Raw genomic sequence first — 23,312 nt, 5'->3', positions numbered from 1 at the left:
AATCCGCGTCCCACTCCCGTTCCCAATACGCAAAATATGTCCCGAATTTCATTGTAATCACTCCATTCATTCGATTTATATGTGTAAACGTTTCCACATTCTGAACAAAGAATTATCCTTACTTTCCTTCGCAAAATAATCACGTGTTTACCCTAAGATGAAATTATAATTGTGTGAACGTTTCCATAAATTGATTAATTGAATTATAAATGAAACCATATTAAAATGTCAAGTGCTTTTTCAAGTTTTTTAAAAAAAGAATTTGCGGCGGCAAAAATCAGCGCAGGTCGGCCACCGAATCGCGGACCACCATTTGCGCCGGAAGTTCCACCTCGAGGCCGCTTCCCTTGCTGTCCTCCCGGATATTATGAAGAAGCATTGCCACCGCGTCCACTGCCATTTTTTTCGTATCGCAGGCGACGGTCGTCAGCGCGGGCGACAAAAAACGCGCGACGGAAATATCGTCAAAACCGACGACCGAAACCTCTTTTCCTACGGTAAGCCCTTTTTTCGCAATCTCGTCGTAGGATTTCAGCGCGTTAAAGTCGTTGATATTGATGATCGCCGTCGGGGGGTCCTTTTCCTCCAGCAGCTTCTTGGTTTCGTCATACTCGCTTGACGTTTTCAGCATATAGCCGTCGATAAGCGGGAGTCCATTTTTTTCCAGCGTATCCTTATACCCCTGGAGGCGTTCCATAGTCTGCGTGGAATTGGGATGGAAGCCGACAAACGCAATTTTACGGTGCCCCATATCGATCAGGTACTGCGTAAGGCTGCAGGCCGCGCTGTAATCGGTCAATTTGATACAGTCGAAATATGCGACGTGCTCGCCTATGCTGATCGTACGCATATATTCGCCCATTTTCTGGATTACTTTTTTTTCCTTGACGTTGATGGAAACAAGGATCAGGCCCTCGGCATTGCGCATAATAAGGTCGTCCACAAAATTGGCAATTTTCTCCCGGCTGAATTTCGTGTTGCACAGCATCATGGAATAATTATTTTTTGTGAGCCGGTCCTCCAGCTTTACCACCAGGTCGGCCAGGAAAGGATTGTTGATTTCCGGCACGGCAATTCCCACGATATTCGATTTACGTTTAATCATGCTGCGCGCCGCGCTGTTGGGAAGGTAATTCAGCTGCTTGACCGCATCCTCGACTTTCTCCCGCGCATCCTTGCCAACATAACCGCTGTTATTAAGGAAACGGGAAACCGTGCCGATCGAAACGCCCGCATATTTTGCCACTTCCCTGATTGTAATTCGCTTATTTGCCATTTGATCCGGTTTCCTTTCAATCGCTTTGATTGTAACATTCCCCGTTTATTTTGTCCAACTTGAAAAAAGCTCCCCGCCCATACGGCAGAGAGCCCGCTTCCTCTTTTTTACAGCTTCCTTGGCGCAAGCCCGATCTTGCGCTGCGCCTTGGAAAGCGTCTTGCGCGCCGCATAGGCCGCCTTTTCCGCATTTTCCGTCATCACGCTTTCAAGGAACGCCTTGTCGGCGCGCACCTCCCGGTAGCGCTTTTGCAGCGGCTCAAGCTCTGCAATTACGGCGTCCATCACGCCCTGCTTCAATACGCCGTAGCCCTGCCCCGCAAAATCCTTTTCGCTTTCCGCGATCGTCTTCCCCGTAAGCGCCGAATAAATGGTGAGCAGGTTGGAAACCCCCGGTTTTTCTTCCGCGAAACGGATTTCCCCGTCGCTGTCCGTCACCGCGCGCCGGAGCTTCCGCGCAATTGCGTCCGGCGGATCGAGCAGTGAAATAAACGCATTTTCGTTTTCGTCCGACTTGGACATTTTCTTTTCCGGCTCCTGCAGGCTCATGATCTTCGCCCCCGCTTTGGGGATATACGGCTCCGGAACCGTGAATACGTCGCCGTAAATATTGTTGAAACGGATGGCAATATCGCGCGTCAATTCCAGGTGCTGTTTCTGGTCGACCCCTACGGGCACAAGGTCTGCCTGGTAGAGCAAAATATCCGCCGCCATTAAAACCGGATAGGTAAACAGGCCTGCGTTTATGTTATCCCCCGCCCGGGCGCTCTTTTCCTTAAACTGCGTCATGCGCGAAAGCTCTCCCATATAAGTGAAGCAATTAAGGAGCCATGCAAGCTCCGCATGCGCGCTTACGTGGGACTGCATATACAGCACGTTCTCTTTCGGATCGATTCCCGATGCAATCAGGATCGACATGGTGTCCAGCGTGCGCCTGCGAAGCATGGCCGGGTCCTGCCGCACGGTAATCGCGTGCAGGTCCACCACGCAGTAATAACAATCATATTCGTTCTGGAGCGCCACCCAGTTTTTAACCGCCCCGAGATAGTTCCCAAGCGTTAAAATCCCCGAAGGCTGGATGCCGCTGAATATCGTTTTCTTTCCGTCCATAGGTTCAGTCCCCCATCTGATGGATAAATTTTTCCACCGCCGTTTTGAGCCCCGTGCGCTCTACGCAATCCGGATGCAGCACCGGCTTTTCGCGCAAATCGGCAATCTGCGGCGGAATCTGCGTCCCCGTAAGCTGGGAAAGCCGCCCGGCCGCCTCGAACGCGTCCGGCACATCCTGCCCGGATACGCAGCGGAGCACATCCTGCGTAAACTTGTAGGGGTTCGCCGTGGAAACCACGACGCAGAGCGTTCCGTCGCCTGTCTGGCGGCGGTATTTTTCGCCCACGCACTGCGCGACCGCCGTATGCGGGTCAATCAGGTAGCCGTAGGTTTCAAACACCCTTTTTATGGTTTGCGCCGTTTCCGCCTCGTCGCAGAAATCCGCCCAGAACGTTTGCCTAAGCCCCGCCTGCGTGGCGGCCGGAATTTCGTATTTCCCGTTTTGCCGGAGCGCTTCCATCCATGCGCGCACCTGCGCGTCGTCGCGCCCCGAAACCTCGAACAGCAGCCGTTCGAGGTTGCTTGAAATCAGGATATCCATGGACGGGGACATCGTTTTGTGGAAGGGCCGGTTCGCGTCATAGACGCTTTTATTGAAGAAATCCGTGAGCACGTTATTCCCGTTGGACGCGCACACCAGCTTCTTTATGGGAAGGCCCATACGCTTCGCATAATACCCCGCGAGGATATTTCCAAAGTTGCCGGTCGGTACGACAAAATTAATTTCCTGTCCGTTTTCGATCTTTCCGTCCGCCGCAAGCTTCGCGTACGCATAAATATAGTAGGCAACCTGCGGGATCAGCCGTCCGAAATTGATGGAATTGGCGGAAGAGAACGTATAGCCCGCCTCTTTCAGGAACGCTTTCAGTTCCCCGTCCGCAAACAGTGCTTTTACGCCCGTCTGCGCGTCGTCAAAATTCCCCTGTACGCCGCACACCGCGACGTTCCCGCCTTCCTGTGTGACCATTTGCAGCTTTTGCATCGTCGCCACGCCGTCCGCCGGGTAAAACACCTCGATCGCCGTGCGCGGAACATCCCGGAAGCCCTCGAGCGCAGCCTTGCCCGTATCCCCGGAAGTCGCGGTCAGGATCAGCACATTTTCCGACTGCTTATGGATATCGAGCGCCTTGCGGATCAGGCGCGGCAAAACCTGCAGCGCCATATCCTTGAACGCAAGCGTGGGCCCGTGCGTAAGCTCCATCACGTATTCCGCAGGGGTAAGCTCTTTTAAGGGAACGACCCGTGAATCGTCAAACGTCCCGTAGGCCTGCTGGGTAATCTCCGCAAGGGCCGCTTCCTCCATGTCAAAGAAATACCGCAATACGCGCGCCGCGAGAATATCATACTCGTGCGCCGCATACGCCTTCATCTCTTCAAGGTCGATCTGCGGGAACGCCTCGGGCACAAACAGCCCGCCGTCCGCCGCAATCCCCTGGAGCACCGCCTGGGTGGCGGGGATGGAATTCATTTTTCCGCGCGTGCTTAAAACCTGCATTGTCTTTTTTCTCCTTCATATGAAACGTGAAAAGCGGACAGCCGCACGAATTCGCCGCGGAAAGGCGCTCCCTTCCGCCCGCACATGCTGTCCGCCTTAAGCCAAACGGCTTAACGCAATTCTTTCCATTATAAACCGGCTGCAGCCGCATCCGGCAAAACAAAAAGGCGCATCCTCAGATGATGTACTGCTTGAGGAAGTCCGGCGCCTGCGCCGGGTCCGCACTGACGATGATAACCGCCTTGAAGCCGTTTTTCTCGGAAAGCGCTTCGATCTTTCCCAAAAGCTCCTTAAGCTCCGTCACTTCCATCTTTACAATCTTGAGGAATGCGTCGATAAATACCGCTTCTATATCGTAATTCTGAGATACCATGCCGCATAACATGCCATAAAGGGCGTCGCCCGAGTCGATCCCGAAGTCCTTCACGTCCACGAAGCGTGCCTGGTGCGCAACATCGTACATATAGCGCTTGTCGTCATCGATGAAAACGACGTCTCCTTTTGTGGAGTTCAACTCCGCGTTTGCAAGATCGATCAGTCTTTTTGTTTTCCCACTGCCCTTTTTTGCATAAATTAATTGTATCATGGTAAAGACCCCCTTGTTTTTTGATAGGTTCCGTTTAAGACCATTATAATATATATGTCCTGTTTTATCTACAACAAAAAATTATTTTTGGGAAGAAAAGCCGCCCCGGGCGGGAAAATACGTCTGCACGCTTCCTTCCCCGCCCGCAGCGGGAGGTGGTATACACGCAGCACCCGTTTCCACTATCTCAATTTAAAATATTTTTTCGGGACACGGGCCATAAAAAAACTGCCCCGGAAAATACCGGAGCAGCCTTGATTATTTTTCAAGCAGGCTCTTGCCTTCCATTTCAAGCGGCTGTGGAAGCCCCATCAGGTCAAGCATTGTCGGCGCGAGGTCCGCAAGGATTCCGTCCTCCCGCAGCTGATCCAGCTGGTGCCGCTTTGAAACCAGAATGCAGGGAACGGGATTGGTGCTGTGCGCCGTGAACGGCCCGCCCGTCGCCGGGTCAACCATAATTTCCGCATTGCCGTGGTCTGCCGTAATCAGCACTTCGCCGCCCACCGAAAGGATGGCGTCCACTACCTTGCCCACGCATTCGTCCACCGCTTTCACCGCTTTCACCGCCGCTTCAAAGATGCCCGTGTGCCCGACCATGTCGCAGTTCGCGAAGTTGAGGATCATCACGTCGTATTCCTGCGACTCAATCAGCTCAACCGCTTTTTTGCATACCTCCGGCGCGCTCATTTCCGGCTGGAGGTCATAAGTCGCGACCTTGGGGGAAGGAATCAGGAACCGTTCTTCACCCTCGTTCGGCTGTTCTACGCCGCCGTTGAAAAAGAAAGTAACGTGCGCATATTTTTCCGTTTCCGCGATGCGGAACTGCTTCTTGTTATTCTTTGCCAGGTATTCCCCCAGCGTATTCTGGAGCACCTGCGGCTTATAGGCCACATGGATATTTTTGAACGTCTTATCATACTGCGTCATGGACACAAAGAACGTCGGGAAATATTCATGCTCAAAGCCCGTAAAATCCTCCTGTGTGATGCTGTGCGTAAGCTCCCGCGCACGGTCCGGCCGGAAATTGAAGAAAATCACCGAGTCGTTCGCCTTCAGCTTCGCCACCGGTTCGCCATTTTCCGTGATGACCGTCGGTTTTACAAATTCGTCAAATTCCTTTTTGTCATAGGAATCCTGCATTGCGCTTACCGCATCCGGCGCATTCATGCCTTCGCCCTTTACGATTGCGTCATAGGCAAGCTTTACGCGTTCCCAGCGGTTATCCCTGTCCATTGCGTAATAGCGGCCCATCACCGTGGCGATCTTTCCGGCCCCGATCTCTTTGATCTTCGCTTCAAGCTGCCGGATGAATTCTTTGCCGCTGTCCGGCGGAACATCCCTGCCGTCCATCAGGCAATGCACATACGTCCGGTCGCCGATGCCGTTTTCCTTCGCCAGCTTTAGAAGCGCGTAAAGGTGCTCCTGGTGGCTGTGCACGCCGCCGTCGGAAATAAGGCCGATGAGATGGAGCGCGCCGCCCTTTTCTTTCACGTTCTTCACCGCATCCATGAATTCCTGTTTGCTGTAAAAATCGCCGTCCGCGATGGATTTTGTGATCCGCGTCAGTTCCTGGTAGACAATCCTGCCCGCGCCAATGTTGAGGTGCCCGACCTCGGAATTCCCCATCTGCCCGTCCGGGAGGCCGACCGACATGCCGCTCGCGCCGAGCTGCGTGGTGGGATACTCTTCCATCAGCTTTTTGATGTTCGGCGTTCCTTCCGCATAGATGGCGTTTCCTTCCGTCTGCGCCGTAAGGCCAAAGCCGTCCATAATAATTAATGCTGTAAATGCCATATAATGTCACCTGTTTCTATTAGAAAATCGAAATACCTTCCAAGGAATATCCTTTAATAATTTACAACCTTGGAAAAATCCTCCGCCTTCAGCGAAGCGCCGCCAATCAGCCCGCCGTCAATGTCGCTCATCGCCATAAGCTCGGAAGCGTTCTTGGGGTTCATGCTGCCGCCATACTGTATTCTTACCTCGTCCGCAACGCTGCCAAACACTTCTTTTACCGCCGCGCGTATCTCTTTGATGGTATCGTTGGCGTCGTCCGCCGTTGCCGTTTTGCCCGTGCCAATCGCCCAGATCGGCTCATACGCGATCACCACCCGGGCAACGTCGCCCTCCGCTACGCCAAGCAGCGCGAGCTTCGTTTGCTTGCGCACCACTTCCGCCGTGACGCCGCTTTCACGTTCCTCGAGCTTCTCGCCCACGCATACGATGGGAATGAGGCCCTTTTCAAGCGCCTTTTTCACCTTGAGGTTTACGGTCTCGTCCGTTTCCGCATAATATTCGCGGCGTTCGGAGTGGCCGATGATAACATATTGCACGCCAAGGTCAAGCAGCATATCCGCTGAAATTTCGCCTGTGAACGCGCCGGAATCGTGGTAATCGAGGTTCTGTGCCCCAAGGCCGATTCCGGAACCGCTGAGCGCCTGGGCCGCCGCCGCAAGGTCTGCCGCAGGCGGGCACACCACCACGTCTGCCTTCGCATCCGCAACGAGGGGTTTTAATTCGTTAATCAGCGCCACTGCTTCACTCGCCGTTTTGTTCATCTTCCAATTTCCCGCAATAATCGGTTTTCTCATAATATGGAACTCCTTTTAAATTGTAATCTTTTTGAAAAGGACGGAGAGCCTCCGTCCTTTTTTAAATTAATAATTAATAAGTAATAATGAACAGTGGCTGTGCCGGTTTAGCTGGCGGGCATAAACCATCCGCCGCAGGCGGATACCGAACTTATTCATTATTCCCTATTCCTTTTTACTTGTCGTTCAAAGCCGCTACGCCCGGCAGCTCTTTCCCCTCAAGGAATTCGAGGGATGCGCCGCCGCCCGTGGAAATATGCGACATCTTATCTGCAAAGCCAAGGTTTTTCACAGCCGCCGCGCTGTCGCCGCCGCCGATAATCGTGATTGCCGAGGAATCCGCCAGCGCTTCCGCGATGGCCTTGGTGCCGTTCGCAAACGCGGGCATTTCCGCAACGCCCATCGGCCCGTTCCAGATGACCGTTTTCGCGCTCTTGATTTCGTTGGCGAAAATGATGCGCGAGGAAGGCCCGATATCAAGCGCCATTGCGTCCGCCGGAATATTTTCCGCCGCGACAATCTGCGTTTCCGCATCCGCCTTGAATTCCTTTGCTACGACAAAGTCGGACGGAAGCATGATTTTAATGCCCTTTTTCTTCGCCTGCTCCATCAGGTCACGCGCGAGACCGAGGCGTTCGTCGTCCACGAGGGATTTTCCCATTTCATAGCCCTGCGCCTTAACGAACGTGTTCGCCATGCCGCCGCCAATAATGAGGCCGTCTACCTTGGTCAGCAGGTTTTCGATCACGCCGATCTTATCCGACACCTTAGCGCCGCCAAGGATCGCGATGAAGGGGCGCGCCGGGTCTTCAAGCGCTTTTCCCATCACGGAAAGCTCTTTGCCGATCAGGAAGCCCGCGACTGCCGGAAGATAATCCGCGACGCCCGCCGTGGAAGCATGCGCGCGGTGGGCCGTGCCGAATGCGTCGAGTACAAAAACATCGCCAAGTGCCGCAAGCTGTTTCGCAAACTCCGGATCGTTTGCCGTTTCCTCCTTATGGAAACGGAGGTTTTCAAGCAGCACAACCTGCCCCGCTTCCATGGAATCCACCGCGTCCTGCGCTTCCTTGCCGATGCAGTCTTTTGCAAAGATCACTTTGGTGTCCAGGAGTTCGCCAAGCCGTTTCGCGACGGGCGCGAGTGAAAACTCGGGCTTTACTTCGCCCTTCGGACGGCCAAGGTGGGACATCAGGATCACCTTTGCGCCGTGGTCGAGGAGGTACTGAATCGTGGGAAGAGCCGCCCTGATCCGGGTCTCGTCCGTAATTTCCCTGTTTTCGTTCAGCGGAACATTAAAATCGACCCGCACAAGCACCTTTTTGCCCTGAACGTCGATATCTTCAATCGTCTTTTTCATGATCTTTACTCCTTTTTGAATGATTATTCACATACCCTTTTATTTTAATCAATAAGCCCCTAATAATCAAGCATAACTTGATGATTGTACAAATCCGCGCGCCGCCGCAAAGGGACCATTGGCAGAAAAACGGAAAAGCCGCAGCCACGGGCATAACAGCGCCCGCCTGCGGCTTTTAAAGCAAATTTTCCAAACGGCGTCCGCCTGCGGCTTTCGTTTACTGCATTTCGCCGCGCAGGTACACCGCCGCAATATTGGCCACATGGTCGGCGACACGCTCGCACATGGTGATTACATCCGTAAACACGGTGCTCGCCTGTGCGCTGCATTCGCCCTTTTTAAGACGCTTGACGTGGTTTTTCTTGATCTTGGCTTCATAGCGGTCGACCTCGTCCTCGATTTCGATTACGCGCTGGGCGCTCTCGAGGTTCCCTTCCTTGAGCGCTTCGCGCAAAAGGCGGAACGCCTCGCCGATTTTGTCGGCCATGAACTGTATTTCCACCACGCCCTTCTTCGACATCTTGATTTTCTTATCCAGCCGGATTGCCGCAATATCGGCGATATTCTGGGCGATATCCGAAATGCGCTCAATATCCATAATGACGTGCAGCAGCCCCGTTACCGTACGAGAATCCACCTCGGAAAGGCCGGTCTGGCTGACGTTCGCAAGGGCGTCCGTGATTTCATGGTTGAGGTAATTGACGACCTTTTCGTTCTCCCCAACCTCGTCGATTAATTTCTCGTCCCGTTCGAGGAAGCTCTTGATCGCGAGGCTGAAATTTTCGCCGGAAAGGCGTTCCATCCGCGAGACCTCGAGGATCGCCTGGCCGACCGCAACAGGCGCGCTGTCCGCGTTTTTATCAATATATTTGAGCTTTTTGCCCTCGAGCTGCTTGTCCTCGCCGCGCACAAAGAAGTAAGCTATTTTTGTCAGGACCTGCGGGATGCCGATAAAGATAAACGCGTTCACCACATTGAAGAACGTATGGAAGTTTGCAAGCTGGTTGACCGGGGAACCGGGCGTCCACGATTTGATCCAGTCCACAATGGGCAGGAACTGCATTGCGCCCATAAAGATAAACGCCCCGATGACGTTAAAAAACAACAAAGCAAGCGCAGTGCGTTTGGCCGTTTTGGTTCCCGAAAGGCTTGCCAGGATCGCCGTAACGCAGGTGCCGATATTAAGGCCGAGGATCACATAGACCGCCGCATCGAGGCCCATGACTCCCTGCATGGCAAACGCCTGGATGATGCCCATCGTCGCCGACGAGCTTTGGATGATCGCCGTCACCGCAAGACCGGCAAGAAGCCCGATCCACGGGTTCTGGAAGGAGGACAGCAGGTCGATAAAGGGCTGGTAGTCCCGCAGCGGGGCGACCGCCTCCGACATCAGCTCCATACCGAAAAGCAGGATGCCGAGGCCGCCGATAATTTCACCGATGCGCCGTACCGAACGCTTTTTCACAAAGAGCATGATAATTACGCCGGCAAAGAGTACGAGGGGCGCAAATTCCGTTACCTTGAGCGCAACAATCTGCGCGGTGATCGTCGTACCGATGTTGGCGCCGATGCCTACGTTGATGGCCTGGGTAAGCGACATCAGCCCGGCGTTTACGAAGCCGACCACCATAACCGTAGTCGCCGACGAGCTTTGGATCACCGCCGTTACGCCCGCGCCGAGGCCAAGCGCCGAAAAGCGGTTCTTCGTCATCAACTCAAGGCCCGTCCTCAGCTTATCGCCCGCCGCCGCCTCAAGCCCGTCCGACATCAGCTTCATGCCGTACAAAAACAGCCCGAGACCCCCGATGAGCATTAAGATATTCCATAAATCCATATAAATTTCCCCCATAAGAAATTTTCATTTCATGTGAAAATAGCCGTTTTGGCGCAGCGCCTCATAGACCCCCACACACGCCGCGTTGGAAAGGTTCAGGCACCGCTGCCCGTTTTGCATCGGAATACGCACGCAGCGGTCCGCATTTTTATCCAAAAGCTCCTTTGGCAGCCCTGCCGTTTCCTTTCCGAACACCAGAAAACAATCCTTTGAATACTCCGCCCGGTCAAAGTTTTTTTGAACCTTGGAAGAAAAATACCAAAAATCCCCCTCCGGGTATTTTTGGTATAACTCCTCAAGACTTTCATATGTATATAAGGTAAGGTCCTTCCAATAATCAAGGCCCGCACGGCGCACGTGCTTTTCGTCGAGCGAGAAGCCCATCGGCCCGACAATATGAAGCACGCTCCCTGTAACGACACAGGTGCGCGCAATATTTCCCGTGTTCTGCGGGATTTCGGGTTCGACAAGAACAACCTGAACTGCCATCTTAAACCTAGCCTTTTTCTGCCTTTTGAACGTATAGGGGAGCGGCTTTTCCGCGCCTCCGGCCATTCAAAATTGATATCAATCCGAAAATCAATCCATGATAATTATAAGGTAAAATCCGGATGTACGCAATGTAAAAATTCAGTAAAACCGCGATTTATTTTTTCCGCTCCGCAACCCGGTTTTCAGCCCTTTTTTTAAACAATTCGGGAAAAATTATTTTTTGTATTACCGCAAGGGCTATTTTTTCTTTTCCTATTGACATGTACCGCTTTATGATTATACTTATAGTCATAAGCTTGTTTCTATAATCATTGGATTATTCTTTATGTAAATCAAACAAAAAAAACGGAGGATCAGCAAATGACGGAAACCTTGACTTACCGTGAATGGATGGTTATGAACGCCCTCTGGGGCAGGGACCCCCAACCCCTTTCCGGGGTGATCGAGGCCATGGGCGAAACCGTCGACTGGAGTTACCGCACCTATGCTTCTTACCTGAAAAAGCTTTGTGACAAAGGGTTTGTCGGTTTTGAGGCCAAGGGGCGCGATAAGTTTTACTATCCGCTCGTGCAGCGTGAAGACTGCATCCGTGCGGAAAGCCGCAGCCTGCTTAAAAAAGTCAGCTCGCGTAGCCGGAAGGATTTGCTGCTGTGCATGATCGAGGAAAGCGGCCTCCGCAGCGAGGACCAGGCCGAGCTTAAATCGCTGATTGACCGTTTGGGGGAATCAAAATGAATATCCTGCGCATGTTGCTTGAAGTTACCGTTTATTCCGCGGTATTGTTCGCGCTGATCCTTCTTCTAAAGCGCGTCTTCAGGAAACAATTCTCGCCGTCTTTGCAATACTTTATATGGTTCCTGCTGCTTGCGCGGCTGGCGATGCCATTTACCGCCGAGAGCAGTTTCGGGTTTATCACCATCCCGCAGGCTTCCGTTCCGGCCGCAGCGGCGGAAGCGGAAGCGCCGGCAGCCGCTGTGCCGGGGACAACGGCCGCCGCGCCGCAGTCCGGGGTTGTTCCTGCCGGAATGCAGCCCGGTTCCACCCCGACAGGCAATACGGCCGCAGGCGGCACGGAAAACGTACCGGAAGCGCAAAGCAGCATGATTCCCGCCGGAAGCGGCACGGCTACAGCGCCGGATATAAGACCCGAAAACATATTTTTAACCGTCTGGCTCGCCGGTATTTTGGCCGCAGCTTTAAAAACAGCCGGAAGCTATATTTCCCTCTCGTGGAAAATCAGGCGTTCGTGCGTCCTTCCGCCGGGAGAGGTCATGCGGGTTGTGGACGAGGTACGGCACGAGCTTGGAATCCGGCGGAATTTACGCGTATTCGTCCAGAATTCCGTTTCTTCCCCGGCGCTCACCGCTTCCTTCTTTCCGAAGCTTATTTTGCCCGTCTCCCTCCTTGGGAATCCCGGGAAACTCCGCTTTGCCGTGCGGCACGAGCTCGTACATTTTAAGCGGGGGGATTACATCGTCTGCCTGCTGATGCTTGCGCTGCGCGCCGTCTATTGGTTCAATCCGGTGGTATGGCTGATGCAGAAGCCCATTAAAACAGATATGGAAACGGCATGCGACAATATCGCAACCGCGCCCCTCCCCTTAGAGGAAAAGAAGGCGTATGCCAGTACAATATTGGAAATGTTTTCAGGACGGATGTGCCCGCAGCCCGTTCTCGGGATGTCTTTGCAAAACAACAAAAAAACCGCGGAAAAGCGAATCCGGGGAATTTTTATGAAAAACAATACCAAAAAAGGAATTAAACTTATTTCCGTATTTGCGGCGGCCTTGCTCGCCGTCGTATGCTTTACCACCGCATGCCAGCCTGCCCGTGAAATCTACCCCGGCATCACGGACCGCGATAAGTTTGCCGGGGGAACCTCCGTCGCCGGGATCAATATGGGCGGCATGACCTTTGAGGAAGGGAAGAGCGCACTCCAGCCGGTGGTGGACGATCTCCTTTCCAGGGAGGTTGAGTATACCGTGAAAAATATCGATACGCCTTACAGGCATCCCCTTTCCGTGCTCGGCGTTACCTTCGATATGGAGGCCGCGCTTGCGCACGCGATGGAAAACGGCGGCGAAGGCAAAAACTTCCCGATGGAGTTCTCTGTTGACGACGCCCCGATCAAGGCGGCGATTGCCGGGGACAGCGCGGGCTGGAACCGGCCCGCGGCCTCCTATTCCGTAGAAAAGGCATCCGACGAGGACGCGCTCACCACTTCGGGAAAAATTGTCGTGAACGAGCCGGAAACCTTTTTCCGCGTGGACGAGGACGCGCTCAGGGAGCAGATTAAAAAACAAATTAGAAACCAGGATTTCCACTCCTTCGCCGCGCCGGGAAAAACGGAAACCGCCGCACCGGAGGCGGGACCCGCGCCCGTGCTGATGGGGGCCGCCACCACAACCGTCGGCGGAAGCGATCATGCACGGAAATTTAACGTGTGGAAAATCAGCAACGAACTGAACGGCGCCGTTATCCATCCGGGCGAGACGTTTTCCGTCAACGATTATGTAGGAGACCGGACTGCGGAGGACGGATGGGCGCTTGCGCCGGGCATCGAAAACGGAGTCTATACGGAACAGGCGGGCGGCGGCATCTGCCAGGTCACGTCTACCATGTATGACGCCGCCTTGAAAGCGGAAATGGATATCGTGGAGCGCGTGCCGAACACGATTATGGCAAGCTATGTCCCGCAGGGAATGGACGCGGCGATTGCCACCGGCGGACCGGATTTCAAGGTCAAAAATCCTTACGATTCCGATATGATACTGGTCGTGAACTGCAATATCCCCGATTCCAGTGTCACGGTAGAATTTTTTGGTTCGACGGAACGGGATTACTATTTGCAGTTTGAAAGCGTACTCGAGGATGAAACCCCGCCCCCTGGATATGGAGTAACAAAATTAGTGAGTAACCCCGCGCTCGGGGAATACGATATCCGGAAAACATCCGTGGAGCAAGGCGGCGGGCAGTATACGGTTTACGCGCAAAAATATGATAAGGACAGCGATGAACCTGTCGGGGAAAGATATCAGGTGGCAACTTCGACTTACAGCGCACTGGCTGCTACTGTCGAAATCGGGCCCGGAATTCCACTGACCTCCGCCAACGTGATCGCCGCCTCCACGGAGACATTTGAAGATTTCCTGAAAGCAATCCGGGACCGTTATCCCCCGCAGTAAAATTTTGTTGCATAGTAACGCCGGAAAGGGGTATATTATTGATAGGCAAATGAATGGAGGGTATGCCCTATGGCAATGGAAAACAAAGTGATCTGCAATTGTAAGCAGGTAACGCTGGCGGATATCGAAAGCGCCCTGCGGAGCTCTAAAAAATTTACGGACGTGACTTCCGCGTTCGAGGATGTCCAGAAGGTGACGCATTGCTCCACAGGCTGCGGCCAGTGTCACGACAAAATTATGGACGCGATTTCGGATATGATGTATAACATGATCTGAACAAAAAGTATGCGTAAGGCACGATAAGCCTTAAACGGCACGGCGGTTTCCCGTCGTGCCGTTTTTTGTTCCCTCCATTCCTCCGGTAATCCAGCCGCTTTGTCCGCCCCCCGCGGATGATTGGAAATCCTGCGCAGGTCCCCGGCCCGCTTTTTTCATCCTACCGCAAAAAATCAAAGAAACAGCGAAAGCAATTCCATTACCATTTCACCGGTATAACGGTACAATTGGTACATCAAACAGGAAAGGGGCGACGCATATGGGTCCTCAAACACTCTATTTAGGCACGGTGCTGGCGGCGGGCCTGCTGTCCTTTTTCTCTCCATGCATCCTGCCGCTGCTCCCCGTGTATGTCGTGCAGTTTTCCTCCGGCATGACTTCCGCGGAAGAAAGCGCCGCCCGGCGCAGGCTGCGCGTCATCCTCAAAAGCGTGCTCTTCGTGGCGGGCATTTCGGTATGCTTTATCCTGCTGGGGTTCGGCGCGGGTGCGCTTGGCTCGGTCATCGGCAGCACACCCTTTATGATCGCAATGGGGATTATTGTAATTATCCTCGGCCTGCACCAGACGGGGCTGGTCCGCATCAAATGGCTGTCTTACCAGAAAAAAGCAGACTTTGAGCGTTCCCGCAAGGGTGATTGCCTCGGCTCCTTCCTGCTGGGCCTCACGTTCAGCTTTGGCTGGACGCCCTGCATCGGCCCCGTCCTGGGCGCTATCCTGGGGCTTTCAGCGGCCAGCAGCCAGCCGCTGTACGGCGGATTCCTGATGGGTGTTTACTCCCTCGGGTTCCTGGTGCCCTTCCTTGTGCTGGCCCTCTTTTCCGACGTATTGCTGGCCAAGGTGCGGAAATTCAATAAACACCTGCGAAAAATCGAAATTGCCGGGGGCGTCGTAATCATCCTGATGGGCGTGCTTTTAATGACGGGCACCCTGAACAGTATTTTTACGGTCTTTCCCTGAACCATGAAAGGAGATGCATTATGAAACGCAGCTATTTATTCGCCGCCGTCGGCCTCCTGCTCCTGTTCCTGTCCGCATGCGGCGCCGTCCCCGGTGCTGCTGGAGGGCAGGAAAGCGCGACGGCAGGCATGGAAAAGATGAACCGCGGCGAACCCGCGCCCGATTTTGAAATGACGGACCTTGACGGCAACACCGTAAAGCTTTCAGATTTTTCCGGGGAAAAGGTATACCTCAAATACTGGGCTTCCTGGTGCCCCGTCTGCCTGGGCGGCCTCGAGGATATCAACACCCTCTCCTCCGAAGATAACGATTTCCGTGTGCTGACCATTGTGGCTCCCGGTCAAAGGGGCGAGAAAAGCATGGAGAATTTTAAGGCCTGGTTTGCGGGCGTGGAGCACACGGAACATATCACGGTGCTGTTCGATACGGACGGCGCTTACGGCACGCAGGCAGGCGTCCGGGGCTATCCTACCTCCGCATATATCGGTTCCGACGGCATCCTGGTCAGCCAGGTCCCCGGCCATGCGGACAACGATACCATCAGGGCCACCTTCGAGGCCATCAGTTAAACCTACGGAAAGGAGTACATATTATGAAAAAATTCATTACACTGGTAAGCACAGGACTGCTTGCCGTTACGCTGGCGTTCCTTACGGGATGCTCCGCCGTCCCGGCGGGCAAAGCGGCGGAGGCGGAAAGCGCAGCAAATGTATCTGCGGAGGCGGAAATGCCCGCCGAAAAAGGTTTGCACACGATTTACCTGGCGGGCGGATGCTTTTGGGGGCTCGAGGCCTACATGAAGGAACTTCCCGGCGTATACGACACCGACGTGGGCTACGCCAACGGAAACACGGAAAACCCGACCTACGAGCAGGTATGTTACGACAACACCGGCCATGCCGAAACCGTTAAGGTGGTTTACGACCCTTCCCACATTTCGACAGAACAGCTTCTGGACGGCTTTTTCAAGGTCGTGGACCCCACCAGCGTCAACCAGCAGGGCAACGACCACGGCAGCCAATACCGTTCCGGCATCTATTACGAGGACGAGGCTGACAAGGCCGTCGCCCAATCCGTGGCAGAAAAGCAGCAGGCCAGGTACGCCAGCCCCATCGTTACCGAAATCCTGCCCCTCGATAACTTCTATACGGCGGAGGAATACCACCAGGATTACCTGGATAAAAACCCGGGCGGCTACTGCCACATCAACCTGAATGACGCCGCTGAATTTATTGAGGAGGAGGGCCTCGATACATCCAAATTTTCCAGTCTTATCAGGCCCGAGGACTATCCCGTTCCCAGTGATGAGGAGCTGAAGGAAAGGCTGACCGATATCCAGTACAGGGTCGCCCGGCAGGGCGACACCGAAAGCCCTTACAGCAACGAATACGCCGGTAATTTTGAAAAGGGCGTCTATGTGGACGTGGTCACCGGGGAACCCCTTTTCAGCTCGGAGGACAAGTTCGAGTCCGGCTGCGGCTGGCCCAGCTTTTCAAAGCCTATTGTCCCGGAGGTTGTGGTCGAGAAGGCGGGCAGCAGCTTCAATATGCTGCGCACGGAGGTACGCAGCCGCGCGGGCGACACCCACCTCGGCCACGTCTTTGACGACGGCCCCAAGGAATTGGGCGGGCTGCGCTACTGCATCAACAGCGCCTCCATCCGCTTCATCCCCTACGGCGACCTCGATGCCGGGGGCTACGGCTTCCTCAAGCAAATCTTTGACTAACCCGCCTTCCCGGGCCCGCGGGCGCTTGCCCCGCGGGTCCCGATAATATATAATTGTTGCAAAGGGGGGCGGGAATATGTACAGTTTGCTGGTAGTGGACGACGAAAGCATCATCCGTTCGGGAATCCGCTCTTTGGTCGATTTAAAAACCCTGGGGATCGGCGCGTGCTTTGAAGCCGAAAACGGCGAACAGGCCATGGAAGTTATGGAAGCACAGCAAATCGACCTGGTTCTTGCCGACATCAACATGCCGAGGATGGACGGCCTTGAATTTTGCAGGCGGGCGAAGGAGCGGGACCCTTCCCTAAAAATTGCCATCCTCACCGGCTACGATTACCTGGATTACGCCATCCGCGCCATAAAGCTCGGCGTGGACGACTACGCCTTAAAACCCCTCTCCCGGGACGATGTGCAAAAGCTGCTTTTCCGGCTTGTGGAAAAGAAGAAGGAAGCGGACAGCTTCGCCGCCGTGCGGCAGGCGGTTGACCGGCTGGCCGGGGACGCAGGCGCGGACGGCGACGAAAGCATCCGTTCAAGGATGGCGGATATGCTGGAAGAACATCTGTCCGACACCGGCTTTTCGCTCAATTCCATGGCCGCCCTACTGGGTTACAGCACCAGCTACCTAAGCACCCTTTTCAAAAAATGCTTCGGCGAAAATTTCAGGGATTACCTGCTGGGCCTGCGGCTGGAACGGGCCAAAATACTTCTCCTTTCAACGCGGATGAAAAATTACGAGATTGCCGCGGCGGTAGGAATCGACGACCCCAACTATTTCAGCGTGTGTTTCCGGCGCAAATACCGGAAGTCGCCCAGGGAGTTCAGAGCGGAGGCGGGACGTGAAGAAAAATTCTAGGCTCCGGGGCTGGCTGCGGCGTTTCGGCGTACAGTTATCCCTTTTTTTTCTCGTCGCCGGGCTGGTGGTCATCCTGGTGCTCAGCGGGGCGGTCTATTTTTTCGCGGCGGACCTGCTGATGGATGAAACGGTCTCAAATACCCACGACCAGCTCGAAATGAGCGGCATTAACATCTCCACCTATATTGCCCGTGTTAAAGGCGAATCCAACGTCTTTGCCAGCGACCCCACCCTCCGTCAGTACCTTGCGGGGGACGATGAAGGCCTGCAGGCGGATTTGCTTTCCCGCATCGGCGCGATGCTCGAATACGACCCGTCCATTAAGTCTGTTGTCGTCGTATCCAAGGATGGACGCATCCTTTCCAACGAGGAAGGCCTCGATATGTCGGTTTCGGAAGATATGATGAAGGAGGACTGGTATATGGAATCCATCCATAACACCATGCCCGTCCTTACCGGCGCGCGGATGCAGAGTTTTTCCGCCGACAAGGACAATTGGGTCGTTTCGGTCAGTACGGAAATCACGGACGATTCCGGCGAAAACCTCGGCGTCCTTTTGATCGATATGGATTACAGCGTCATTGAAAACTATCTGCGCAGCCTTGACCTTGGAATGGAGGGCTATGTTTTTCTCCTCAACGACAAGGGAGCGCCGGTATATCACCAGGATACCAGCTATTTTTCCGACCCCGCCAAGCTGGAAGAGCTGCATGCAACCGCACGCGCGGGGGACGGCTATGACGAACGCCGAAACCTGCTTACCTACCAGACGGAAATTCCAAATACCGGCTGGACTATGGTAGGCGTGGTTTCCCTCGATACGCTTACCATGCTCAAGCGGCAGCTTTTTGAAGCGGTGCTGCTCACCGGGAGCCTGCTTTTTTGCGCCGTGCTGCTCCTGGGCCTCCTCTTCACCCGTCGTTTGGCGACCCCGATGGCCGACCTCGAGCGGGGTATGGGCGAAATTGAAAAGCTTGCGGAAATCAGCGTACGGAAAAACAGCTTTTACGAGGTAGAACTGCTGGCCGGAAATTATAACCGGATGATCCACCGCATCCGGGCGCTGATGTCTGAAATAACAAAAAAGGAAGAGACCCTGCGCCAGGCAGAGCTCAGCACCCTGGTCAGCCAGATCAATCCCCATTTTCTCTACAACACCCTGGACACCATCGTATGGATGGCGGAATTCAACGACAGCGCCAGGGTCATCGCCCTCACAAAGTCCCTCGCTTCCTTCTTTCGCCTGTCCCTCAGCGGCGGACGGGAGCTTATTACCGTTGCCGACGAGCTTGAGCATGTGCGGCAGTACCTTTACATCCAGAAGGAACGGTATGAGGAAAAGCTGAGCTATGAGATCAGCGCGCCGGAGGCGCTGCTTGATTACACGGTCCCAAAAATCATCCTCCAGCCCATTGTGGAAAACAGCATCTATCACGGCATCAAGCCGTTGGACGGTTCCGGAAAAATTTCCATAACTGTCCGTGAAGAGGGCGAACGGTTGGTTTTTACCGTGACGGATAACGGCGTGGGCTTCGACCCTTCCACACAGCCTGCCGCCGGGCAAAGCCGTCCGGGCAGCGTGGGCCTGCGGAATGTGGACGAGCGCCTCCGGCTTTATTACGGCGCAGGCTGCGGCGTGGAAATTCATTCCGCGCCGGGCAAGGGCTGCACGGTGCGCCTTATCGCCGGGAAACAAATCGGGAACACCGGCGCCGGGGCCTGATTTACCGCCGCATTGAGAACACGGGCAACAAAAAAGCATTTTACCTCCCGGTAAAATACTTTTTGTTATCCTTTCAAATAGCCGCTTTAATTTTCCGGTATGTTTTTGCCCTGCTGCAGACCCTTTTCAGGCCCCGCTATCATCAGGCAAACCCCGCGGATGCCGCCCGCGCATCCCCTTATTTCCCGAAAACAAACCGGTCGATCGCCTGCGCGACACCGCATTCCCTTACGTCCGCGGTGATATAATCCGCCGCGTCCTTTGCCTCTTCCATCGCATTTTCCATCGCAACGCCCACGCCTGCCGCGCGCAGCATTTCCACGTCGTTCCCGCCGTCGCCGACCGCCATCACCTGCTCCGGCGGCACGCGGAGAAGCTCCGCCAGCTTTTTCAGGCCCGAACCTTTGGATACGCCAAGCTTGTTAAACTCCACATTGCGCGCCTCGCCGCGCACAATATTATATTTTCCCGCGAACGTCCGCGCAATTTCACGCAGCTCCGGCTCCAGTTCCGTGGAAGGGGACCAGACCAGCACCTTTTCCGCGTCCGTATACATCGCCCGGTACATCTCTTCCTCCGTGTCCCTGATGACCACCGGGAATACCGCTTCCTCCCCCTGCTGCCATTTATCGAACAAAACCTGGTAATAATCGTCCCGCGTACAATAAATTTTATTATCGCTGAAAATATAGCGTTTCTGCCCGGTTCCGCGGTATGCGGCCATGATGTCCCGCGTTGCGTCCTTCGGGATGCTGTCGCGAAACCACGACTTTTCCTCGTCACGGATATCCGCGCCGTTGCATATGATAACGGGAATATCGATCCGCAGGGCATGAATCCACCGCTTTGCCGTCTCAAGGATGCGCCCCGTCGCGATTGTTACATACACGCCCGCCGCCCGCGCCCGTTCGATTGCGTCCATATCCCGGGGCGCGACGTTCATCCCCATGTCCGCAATCAGCGTTCCGTCAATATCCAGCGCCAGTAATTTTATTTCCTGCATTCGTCTACAAACTCCGCAATCCGTTTCAGCGCTTCCTTCAAATTGTCCATCGACGATGCATACGAGCACCGCATGAAGCCCTCGCCCGCGGCTCCGAACGCCGTACCCGGCACACACGCAACATGCTTTTCGTTAATCAGCTTGTGGCAGAATTCCTCGGACGTCATTCCCATTCCCGAAATGTTGGGGAATACATAGAATGCGCCGCGGGGTTCAAAGCAGGAGAGCCCCATTTTTTTGAAAGCGTTATAAACAAACGTCCGGCGGCGGTTATAATCCGACACCATTTTGCCCACCTGCGTAAAATCCGTGTCCATCTCGTGCCGGAGCGCTTCCTCGCCCGCATGCTGGCTGGCCGTGGGCGCGCACAGCATAAAATACTGGTGCAGCTTTACCATCGCGGCAATCATGTCTTCCGGGCCCGCCGCATAGCCGAGGCGGAAGCCGGTCATGGCAAACGCCTTGGAAAAGCCGTTGATAACCACCGTGCGCGGATATATTTCCGGGAACGAGGCAATTGACCGGTGCCGTTCGCCATAGGTAAGCTCGGAATAAATTTCGTCTGAAATCACAAACAGGTCGTGCGCTTCGATCACCGGAACGATGGCCGCAAGCTGTTCCTGTGTCATGATCGCGCCCGTCGGGTTGTTCGGGTACGGCAGGATAATCGCCTTTGTTTTCGGCGTGACCGCCGCTTTAAGCGCCTCGGGCGTGACCGTAAAATTATCGCATTCCTTCGTTTCGATGGGCACCGCAACGCCGCCCGCAAATGTAACCCCCGGCATATACGAAACATACGACGGCGCGGGCACGAGGATTTCGTCTCCCGGCTCGATCACCGAGCGGAACGCAAGGTCAAGCGCCTCGCTCGCGCCGACCGTGACAATCGTTTGCGTCTTCCAGTCGTAGTCCACATCGTAACGCTCGCGCAGGTATCGCGCAATCAGCTTCCTGAGCGCCGGGTTGCCGTGGTTGGACGTATAGTGCGTATAACCGCGCTCTATGGAGGCGATCGCCGCCTCGCGCACGTTCCACGGCGTTACAAAATCGGGCTCGCCCACGGAAAGGGAAATAATGTCCTTCATCTCGCTCGCGATATCAAAGAACTTCCGGATTCCCGAAGGCGGCATATCCTCCACTGTTTTCGCAATAAAATTTCTCACGGGGTAACCACCAATCTTTCATCCGTTTCATCGCCCACCAGGATCACGCCCTGTTCCTTATACTTGCGCATAATGAACACGGTAACCGTTTTCGTGACCCCGTCGATCACCGAGAGCTTTTCAAATACGAATTTGGATATATCCTTCATGCTGCGGCTTTTGATGCGCACGCACAAATCATAGGTGCCCGCCATCAGGTAAACCGCGCGCACCTCTTCAAAGCGGTAAATACGCTTTGCCATATCGTCGTAGCCGTAATCGCGCTGGGGGGTGATTTCCACCTCGATCAGCGCCTCCGCGTCCCCGTCCTCGTCCACAACGTCGCGGTTCACAAGCGCGCTGTATTTGATGATCGCCTTTTCGTCCTCAAGTTCCTTTACCGTTTTTTCTATTGTGGCGGCGGGAACGTTCAGCATCAGCGACATTTCTTCCGCCGTGGTTTTGGCGTTGTCTTCCAGTATATCGAGGATTTCCAGTTTTAAATCGTTTTCCATAATAAGCCTCCCTGTCGGCGAGTTCCGGTTATGCGGGCGCACATTCCGCGCCCAATATTTCGCAATTATCGCAATTCCTCAAAAGGCTGCACGGCATACATTATTTCGGCAGCACGCGTCACTTTCGATGAATTGCCGTGACAGTCATTATAGCATGCCCGCGCCGGGTTCTTCAACCTTTGCGCACAAAAAACGCGCGGGAACCGGAGGGCGGCCGCGCGTTTTGCTTTTTTCAGATGTGGGCTTCGATCCATCCGGCAAGCCCGGAAAAGACCTCGTCCCGGTTGGTTTCATTCAAAAGCTCGTGCCGCGCCCCCTCGTAAAGCTTCATTTCCACGGGAAGGCCCGCTTCCTTCATCCAGCCGAATACCTCTTCCACGCCCCCGCCGTAGTTTCCCACCGGGTCCATGCCGCCCGAAACAAGCAGGCAGGGCTTATCCTTCGGCATACGCCGCGCCCACTGCATTCCCGAAACCTCGTCCACCAGGTTGGCAAAATCGTAGGCCGCGCGGTCTGTGAACAGGAAGGTGCACTGCGGGTCCGCGTTATATTGATCCACCCGCACACGGTCACGCGTGATCCAGTCGTTTTTGGAACGCACGTCCTCATACCTGTCGTTATATTTTGAGAACGCAAGGTGGGAAAGAAGGGTGGCGGGCTTTTTCGCCCGGCCGAAAAACATCCCCACGTTCGCAAGGAAACGAATGAGGCCCGTCAGTTTATTCGCGCCCGACGTCCCCATAAACACCGCGCACGCGGGCTCGTCTCCATATTCCGTCATATAGCTGCGCGCCACCATACTGCCCATACTGTGCCCCATCAGCACAAGGGGAAGCCCCGGATAGCGCCCGCGGATCAGCCCCGTCAGGGAATAAACATCCCGGACCACAAGCTTCTCGCCGTCCTTATCGGCAAAATATCCGTAAAAGCTGTTTTCGTTGCGCTGCTTGGTAAAACCATGCCCAAGGTGGTCGTTCCCGCACACAACACCGCCGCACCCTGCGATATATTCCGCAAACTCCGCATAACGGTCAATATACTCGCACATCCCGTGGCAGATTTGCAGGATAAATTTTGGCTGCACACCGCTGTCCCGCCACACGCGCGCAAACACCCTGCTCTTCCCGTCCGCCGATAAAAAGTCCAGTTCTTCGCTTATAAACGCCATTTCCAAGCCTCCCGAATAAT

21 protein-coding genes are annotated in these 23,312 nt (G+C 54.5%); 8 read left to right on the top strand and 13 right to left on the bottom strand.

The window, feature by feature from the left end:
- Nucleotides 1-277 precede the first annotated feature (277 nt).
- The 9 genes from BBD38_RS13260 to BBD38_RS13220 all read right to left on the bottom strand — a co-directional run bounded on the left by BBD38_RS13260 (nucleotide 278) and on the right by BBD38_RS13220 (nucleotide 10,737).
- A complete protein-coding gene (locus BBD38_RS13260; protein ID WP_066689024.1) occupies nucleotides 278-1,276 on the bottom strand; it encodes a LacI family DNA-binding transcriptional regulator in 999 nt (332 codons plus the stop codon).
- Between the two features lie 107 nt (nucleotides 1,277-1,383).
- Nucleotides 1,384-2,385, bottom strand: coding sequence for a tryptophan--tRNA ligase (trpS, locus tag BBD38_RS13255; protein ID WP_066689023.1), 1,002 nt, complete (start codon nucleotides 2,383-2,385; stop codon nucleotides 1,384-1,386).
- 4 nt (nucleotides 2,386-2,389) lie between these two features.
- Entirely contained in the window at nucleotides 2,390-3,880 is a 1,491-nt protein-coding gene (gene thrC / locus BBD38_RS13250; RefSeq protein ID WP_066689022.1) for a threonine synthase, read from the bottom strand.
- 175 nt (nucleotides 3,881-4,055) lie between these two features.
- Nucleotides 4,056-4,466, bottom strand: coding sequence for a hypothetical protein (locus BBD38_RS13245; protein ID WP_066689021.1), 411 nt, complete (start codon nucleotides 4,464-4,466; stop codon nucleotides 4,056-4,058).
- A gap of 258 nt (nucleotides 4,467-4,724) precedes the next feature.
- A complete protein-coding gene (gene gpmI, locus BBD38_RS13240) occupies nucleotides 4,725-6,260 on the bottom strand; it encodes a 2,3-bisphosphoglycerate-independent phosphoglycerate mutase (protein WP_066689017.1) in 1,536 nt (511 codons plus the stop codon).
- A 53-nt stretch (nucleotides 6,261-6,313) separates the two neighbouring features.
- A complete protein-coding gene (tpiA, locus tag BBD38_RS13235; RefSeq protein WP_066689016.1) occupies nucleotides 6,314-7,057 on the bottom strand; it encodes a triose-phosphate isomerase in 744 nt (247 codons plus the stop codon).
- Between the two features lie 175 nt (nucleotides 7,058-7,232).
- Nucleotides 7,233-8,414, bottom strand: a complete 1,182-nt coding sequence (locus BBD38_RS13230) for a phosphoglycerate kinase (protein ID WP_066689015.1) — start codon at nucleotides 8,412-8,414, stop codon at nucleotides 7,233-7,235.
- A gap of 217 nt (nucleotides 8,415-8,631) precedes the next feature.
- Complete coding sequence (locus tag BBD38_RS13225; protein WP_066689034.1) at nucleotides 8,632-10,248, bottom strand: Na/Pi cotransporter family protein; 1,617 nt, start codon at nucleotides 10,246-10,248, stop codon at nucleotides 8,632-8,634.
- 24 nt (nucleotides 10,249-10,272) lie between these two features.
- Nucleotides 10,273-10,737, bottom strand: coding sequence for a tRNA (cytidine(34)-2'-O)-methyltransferase (locus tag BBD38_RS13220; RefSeq protein ID WP_066689031.1), 465 nt, complete (start codon nucleotides 10,735-10,737; stop codon nucleotides 10,273-10,275).
- A gap of 363 nt (nucleotides 10,738-11,100) precedes the next feature.
- On the opposite strand from BBD38_RS13220, the gene BBD38_RS13215 reads away from it, so the two are divergent.
- The 8 genes from BBD38_RS13215 to BBD38_RS13180 all read left to right on the top strand — a co-directional run bounded on the left by BBD38_RS13215 (nucleotide 11,101) and on the right by BBD38_RS13180 (nucleotide 19,464).
- On the top strand, nucleotides 11,101-11,475 hold the full coding sequence (locus BBD38_RS13215) for a BlaI/MecI/CopY family transcriptional regulator (protein ID WP_066689013.1): 375 nt from the start codon (nucleotides 11,101-11,103) through the stop codon (nucleotides 11,473-11,475).
- On the top strand, nucleotides 11,472-13,925 hold the full coding sequence (locus BBD38_RS13210) for a M56 family metallopeptidase (protein WP_066689012.1): 2,454 nt from the start codon (nucleotides 11,472-11,474) through the stop codon (nucleotides 13,923-13,925). The genes BBD38_RS13215 and BBD38_RS13210 overlap by 4 nt, the downstream gene beginning before the upstream one ends.
- Nucleotides 13,926-13,994: 69 nt before the next feature.
- Complete coding sequence (locus tag BBD38_RS13205) at nucleotides 13,995-14,201, top strand: (2Fe-2S)-binding protein (protein WP_235829141.1); 207 nt, start codon at nucleotides 13,995-13,997, stop codon at nucleotides 14,199-14,201.
- Nucleotides 14,202-14,460: 259 nt separating this feature from the next.
- Nucleotides 14,461-15,159, top strand: a complete 699-nt coding sequence (locus BBD38_RS13200; protein ID WP_066689011.1) for a cytochrome c biogenesis CcdA family protein — start codon at nucleotides 14,461-14,463, stop codon at nucleotides 15,157-15,159.
- A 20-nt stretch (nucleotides 15,160-15,179) separates the two neighbouring features.
- Complete coding sequence (locus BBD38_RS13195; protein WP_066689010.1) at nucleotides 15,180-15,728, top strand: TlpA family protein disulfide reductase; 549 nt, start codon at nucleotides 15,180-15,182, stop codon at nucleotides 15,726-15,728.
- A gap of 23 nt (nucleotides 15,729-15,751) precedes the next feature.
- Entirely contained in the window at nucleotides 15,752-16,885 is a 1,134-nt protein-coding gene (msrA, locus tag BBD38_RS13190; RefSeq protein ID WP_066689008.1) for a peptide-methionine (S)-S-oxide reductase MsrA, read from the top strand.
- A gap of 76 nt (nucleotides 16,886-16,961) precedes the next feature.
- Nucleotides 16,962-17,741, top strand: a complete 780-nt coding sequence (locus tag BBD38_RS13185) for a response regulator transcription factor (RefSeq protein WP_066689006.1) — start codon at nucleotides 16,962-16,964, stop codon at nucleotides 17,739-17,741.
- Nucleotides 17,725-19,464 carry a sensor histidine kinase gene (locus BBD38_RS13180; protein ID WP_066689004.1) on the top strand — a complete coding sequence of 580 codons (1,740 nt, stop codon included), beginning with the start codon at nucleotides 17,725-17,727 and terminating at the stop codon, nucleotides 19,462-19,464. The genes BBD38_RS13185 and BBD38_RS13180 overlap by 17 nt, the downstream gene beginning before the upstream one ends.
- Nucleotides 19,465-19,642: 178 nt before the next feature.
- Here BBD38_RS13180 and BBD38_RS13175 read toward each other — a convergent pair whose 3' ends face one another.
- The 4 genes from BBD38_RS13175 to BBD38_RS13160 form a co-directional block, all read right to left on the bottom strand.
- Nucleotides 19,643-20,467, bottom strand: coding sequence for a Cof-type HAD-IIB family hydrolase (locus BBD38_RS13175; protein ID WP_066689003.1), 825 nt, complete (start codon nucleotides 20,465-20,467; stop codon nucleotides 19,643-19,645).
- Nucleotides 20,455-21,630, bottom strand: a complete 1,176-nt coding sequence (locus BBD38_RS13170; protein WP_066689002.1) for a pyridoxal phosphate-dependent aminotransferase — start codon at nucleotides 21,628-21,630, stop codon at nucleotides 20,455-20,457. The genes BBD38_RS13175 and BBD38_RS13170 overlap by 13 nt, the downstream gene beginning before the upstream one ends.
- The gene (locus tag BBD38_RS13165) at nucleotides 21,627-22,124 is read right to left on the bottom strand and encodes an Lrp/AsnC family transcriptional regulator (protein ID WP_066689001.1); all 498 of its coding nucleotides are present in this window, start codon (nucleotides 22,122-22,124) and stop codon (nucleotides 21,627-21,629) included. Before BBD38_RS13165 ends, BBD38_RS13170 begins: the two co-directional genes overlap by 4 nt.
- 232 nt (nucleotides 22,125-22,356) lie before the next feature.
- Nucleotides 22,357-23,292, bottom strand: coding sequence for an alpha/beta fold hydrolase (locus BBD38_RS13160; protein ID WP_066689000.1), 936 nt, complete (start codon nucleotides 23,290-23,292; stop codon nucleotides 22,357-22,359).
- Between the last annotated feature and the right edge of the window lie 20 nt (nucleotides 23,293-23,312).

The sequence above is a fragment of the Christensenella intestinihominis genome (genome assembly GCF_001678845.1).
Lineage (GTDB): Bacteria > Bacillota > Clostridia > Christensenellales > Christensenellaceae > Christensenella > Christensenella intestinihominis.
The sequence above is the reverse complement of the archived record's forward strand: the minus strand, read 5'-3'. Positions and strand labels throughout refer to the sequence as shown.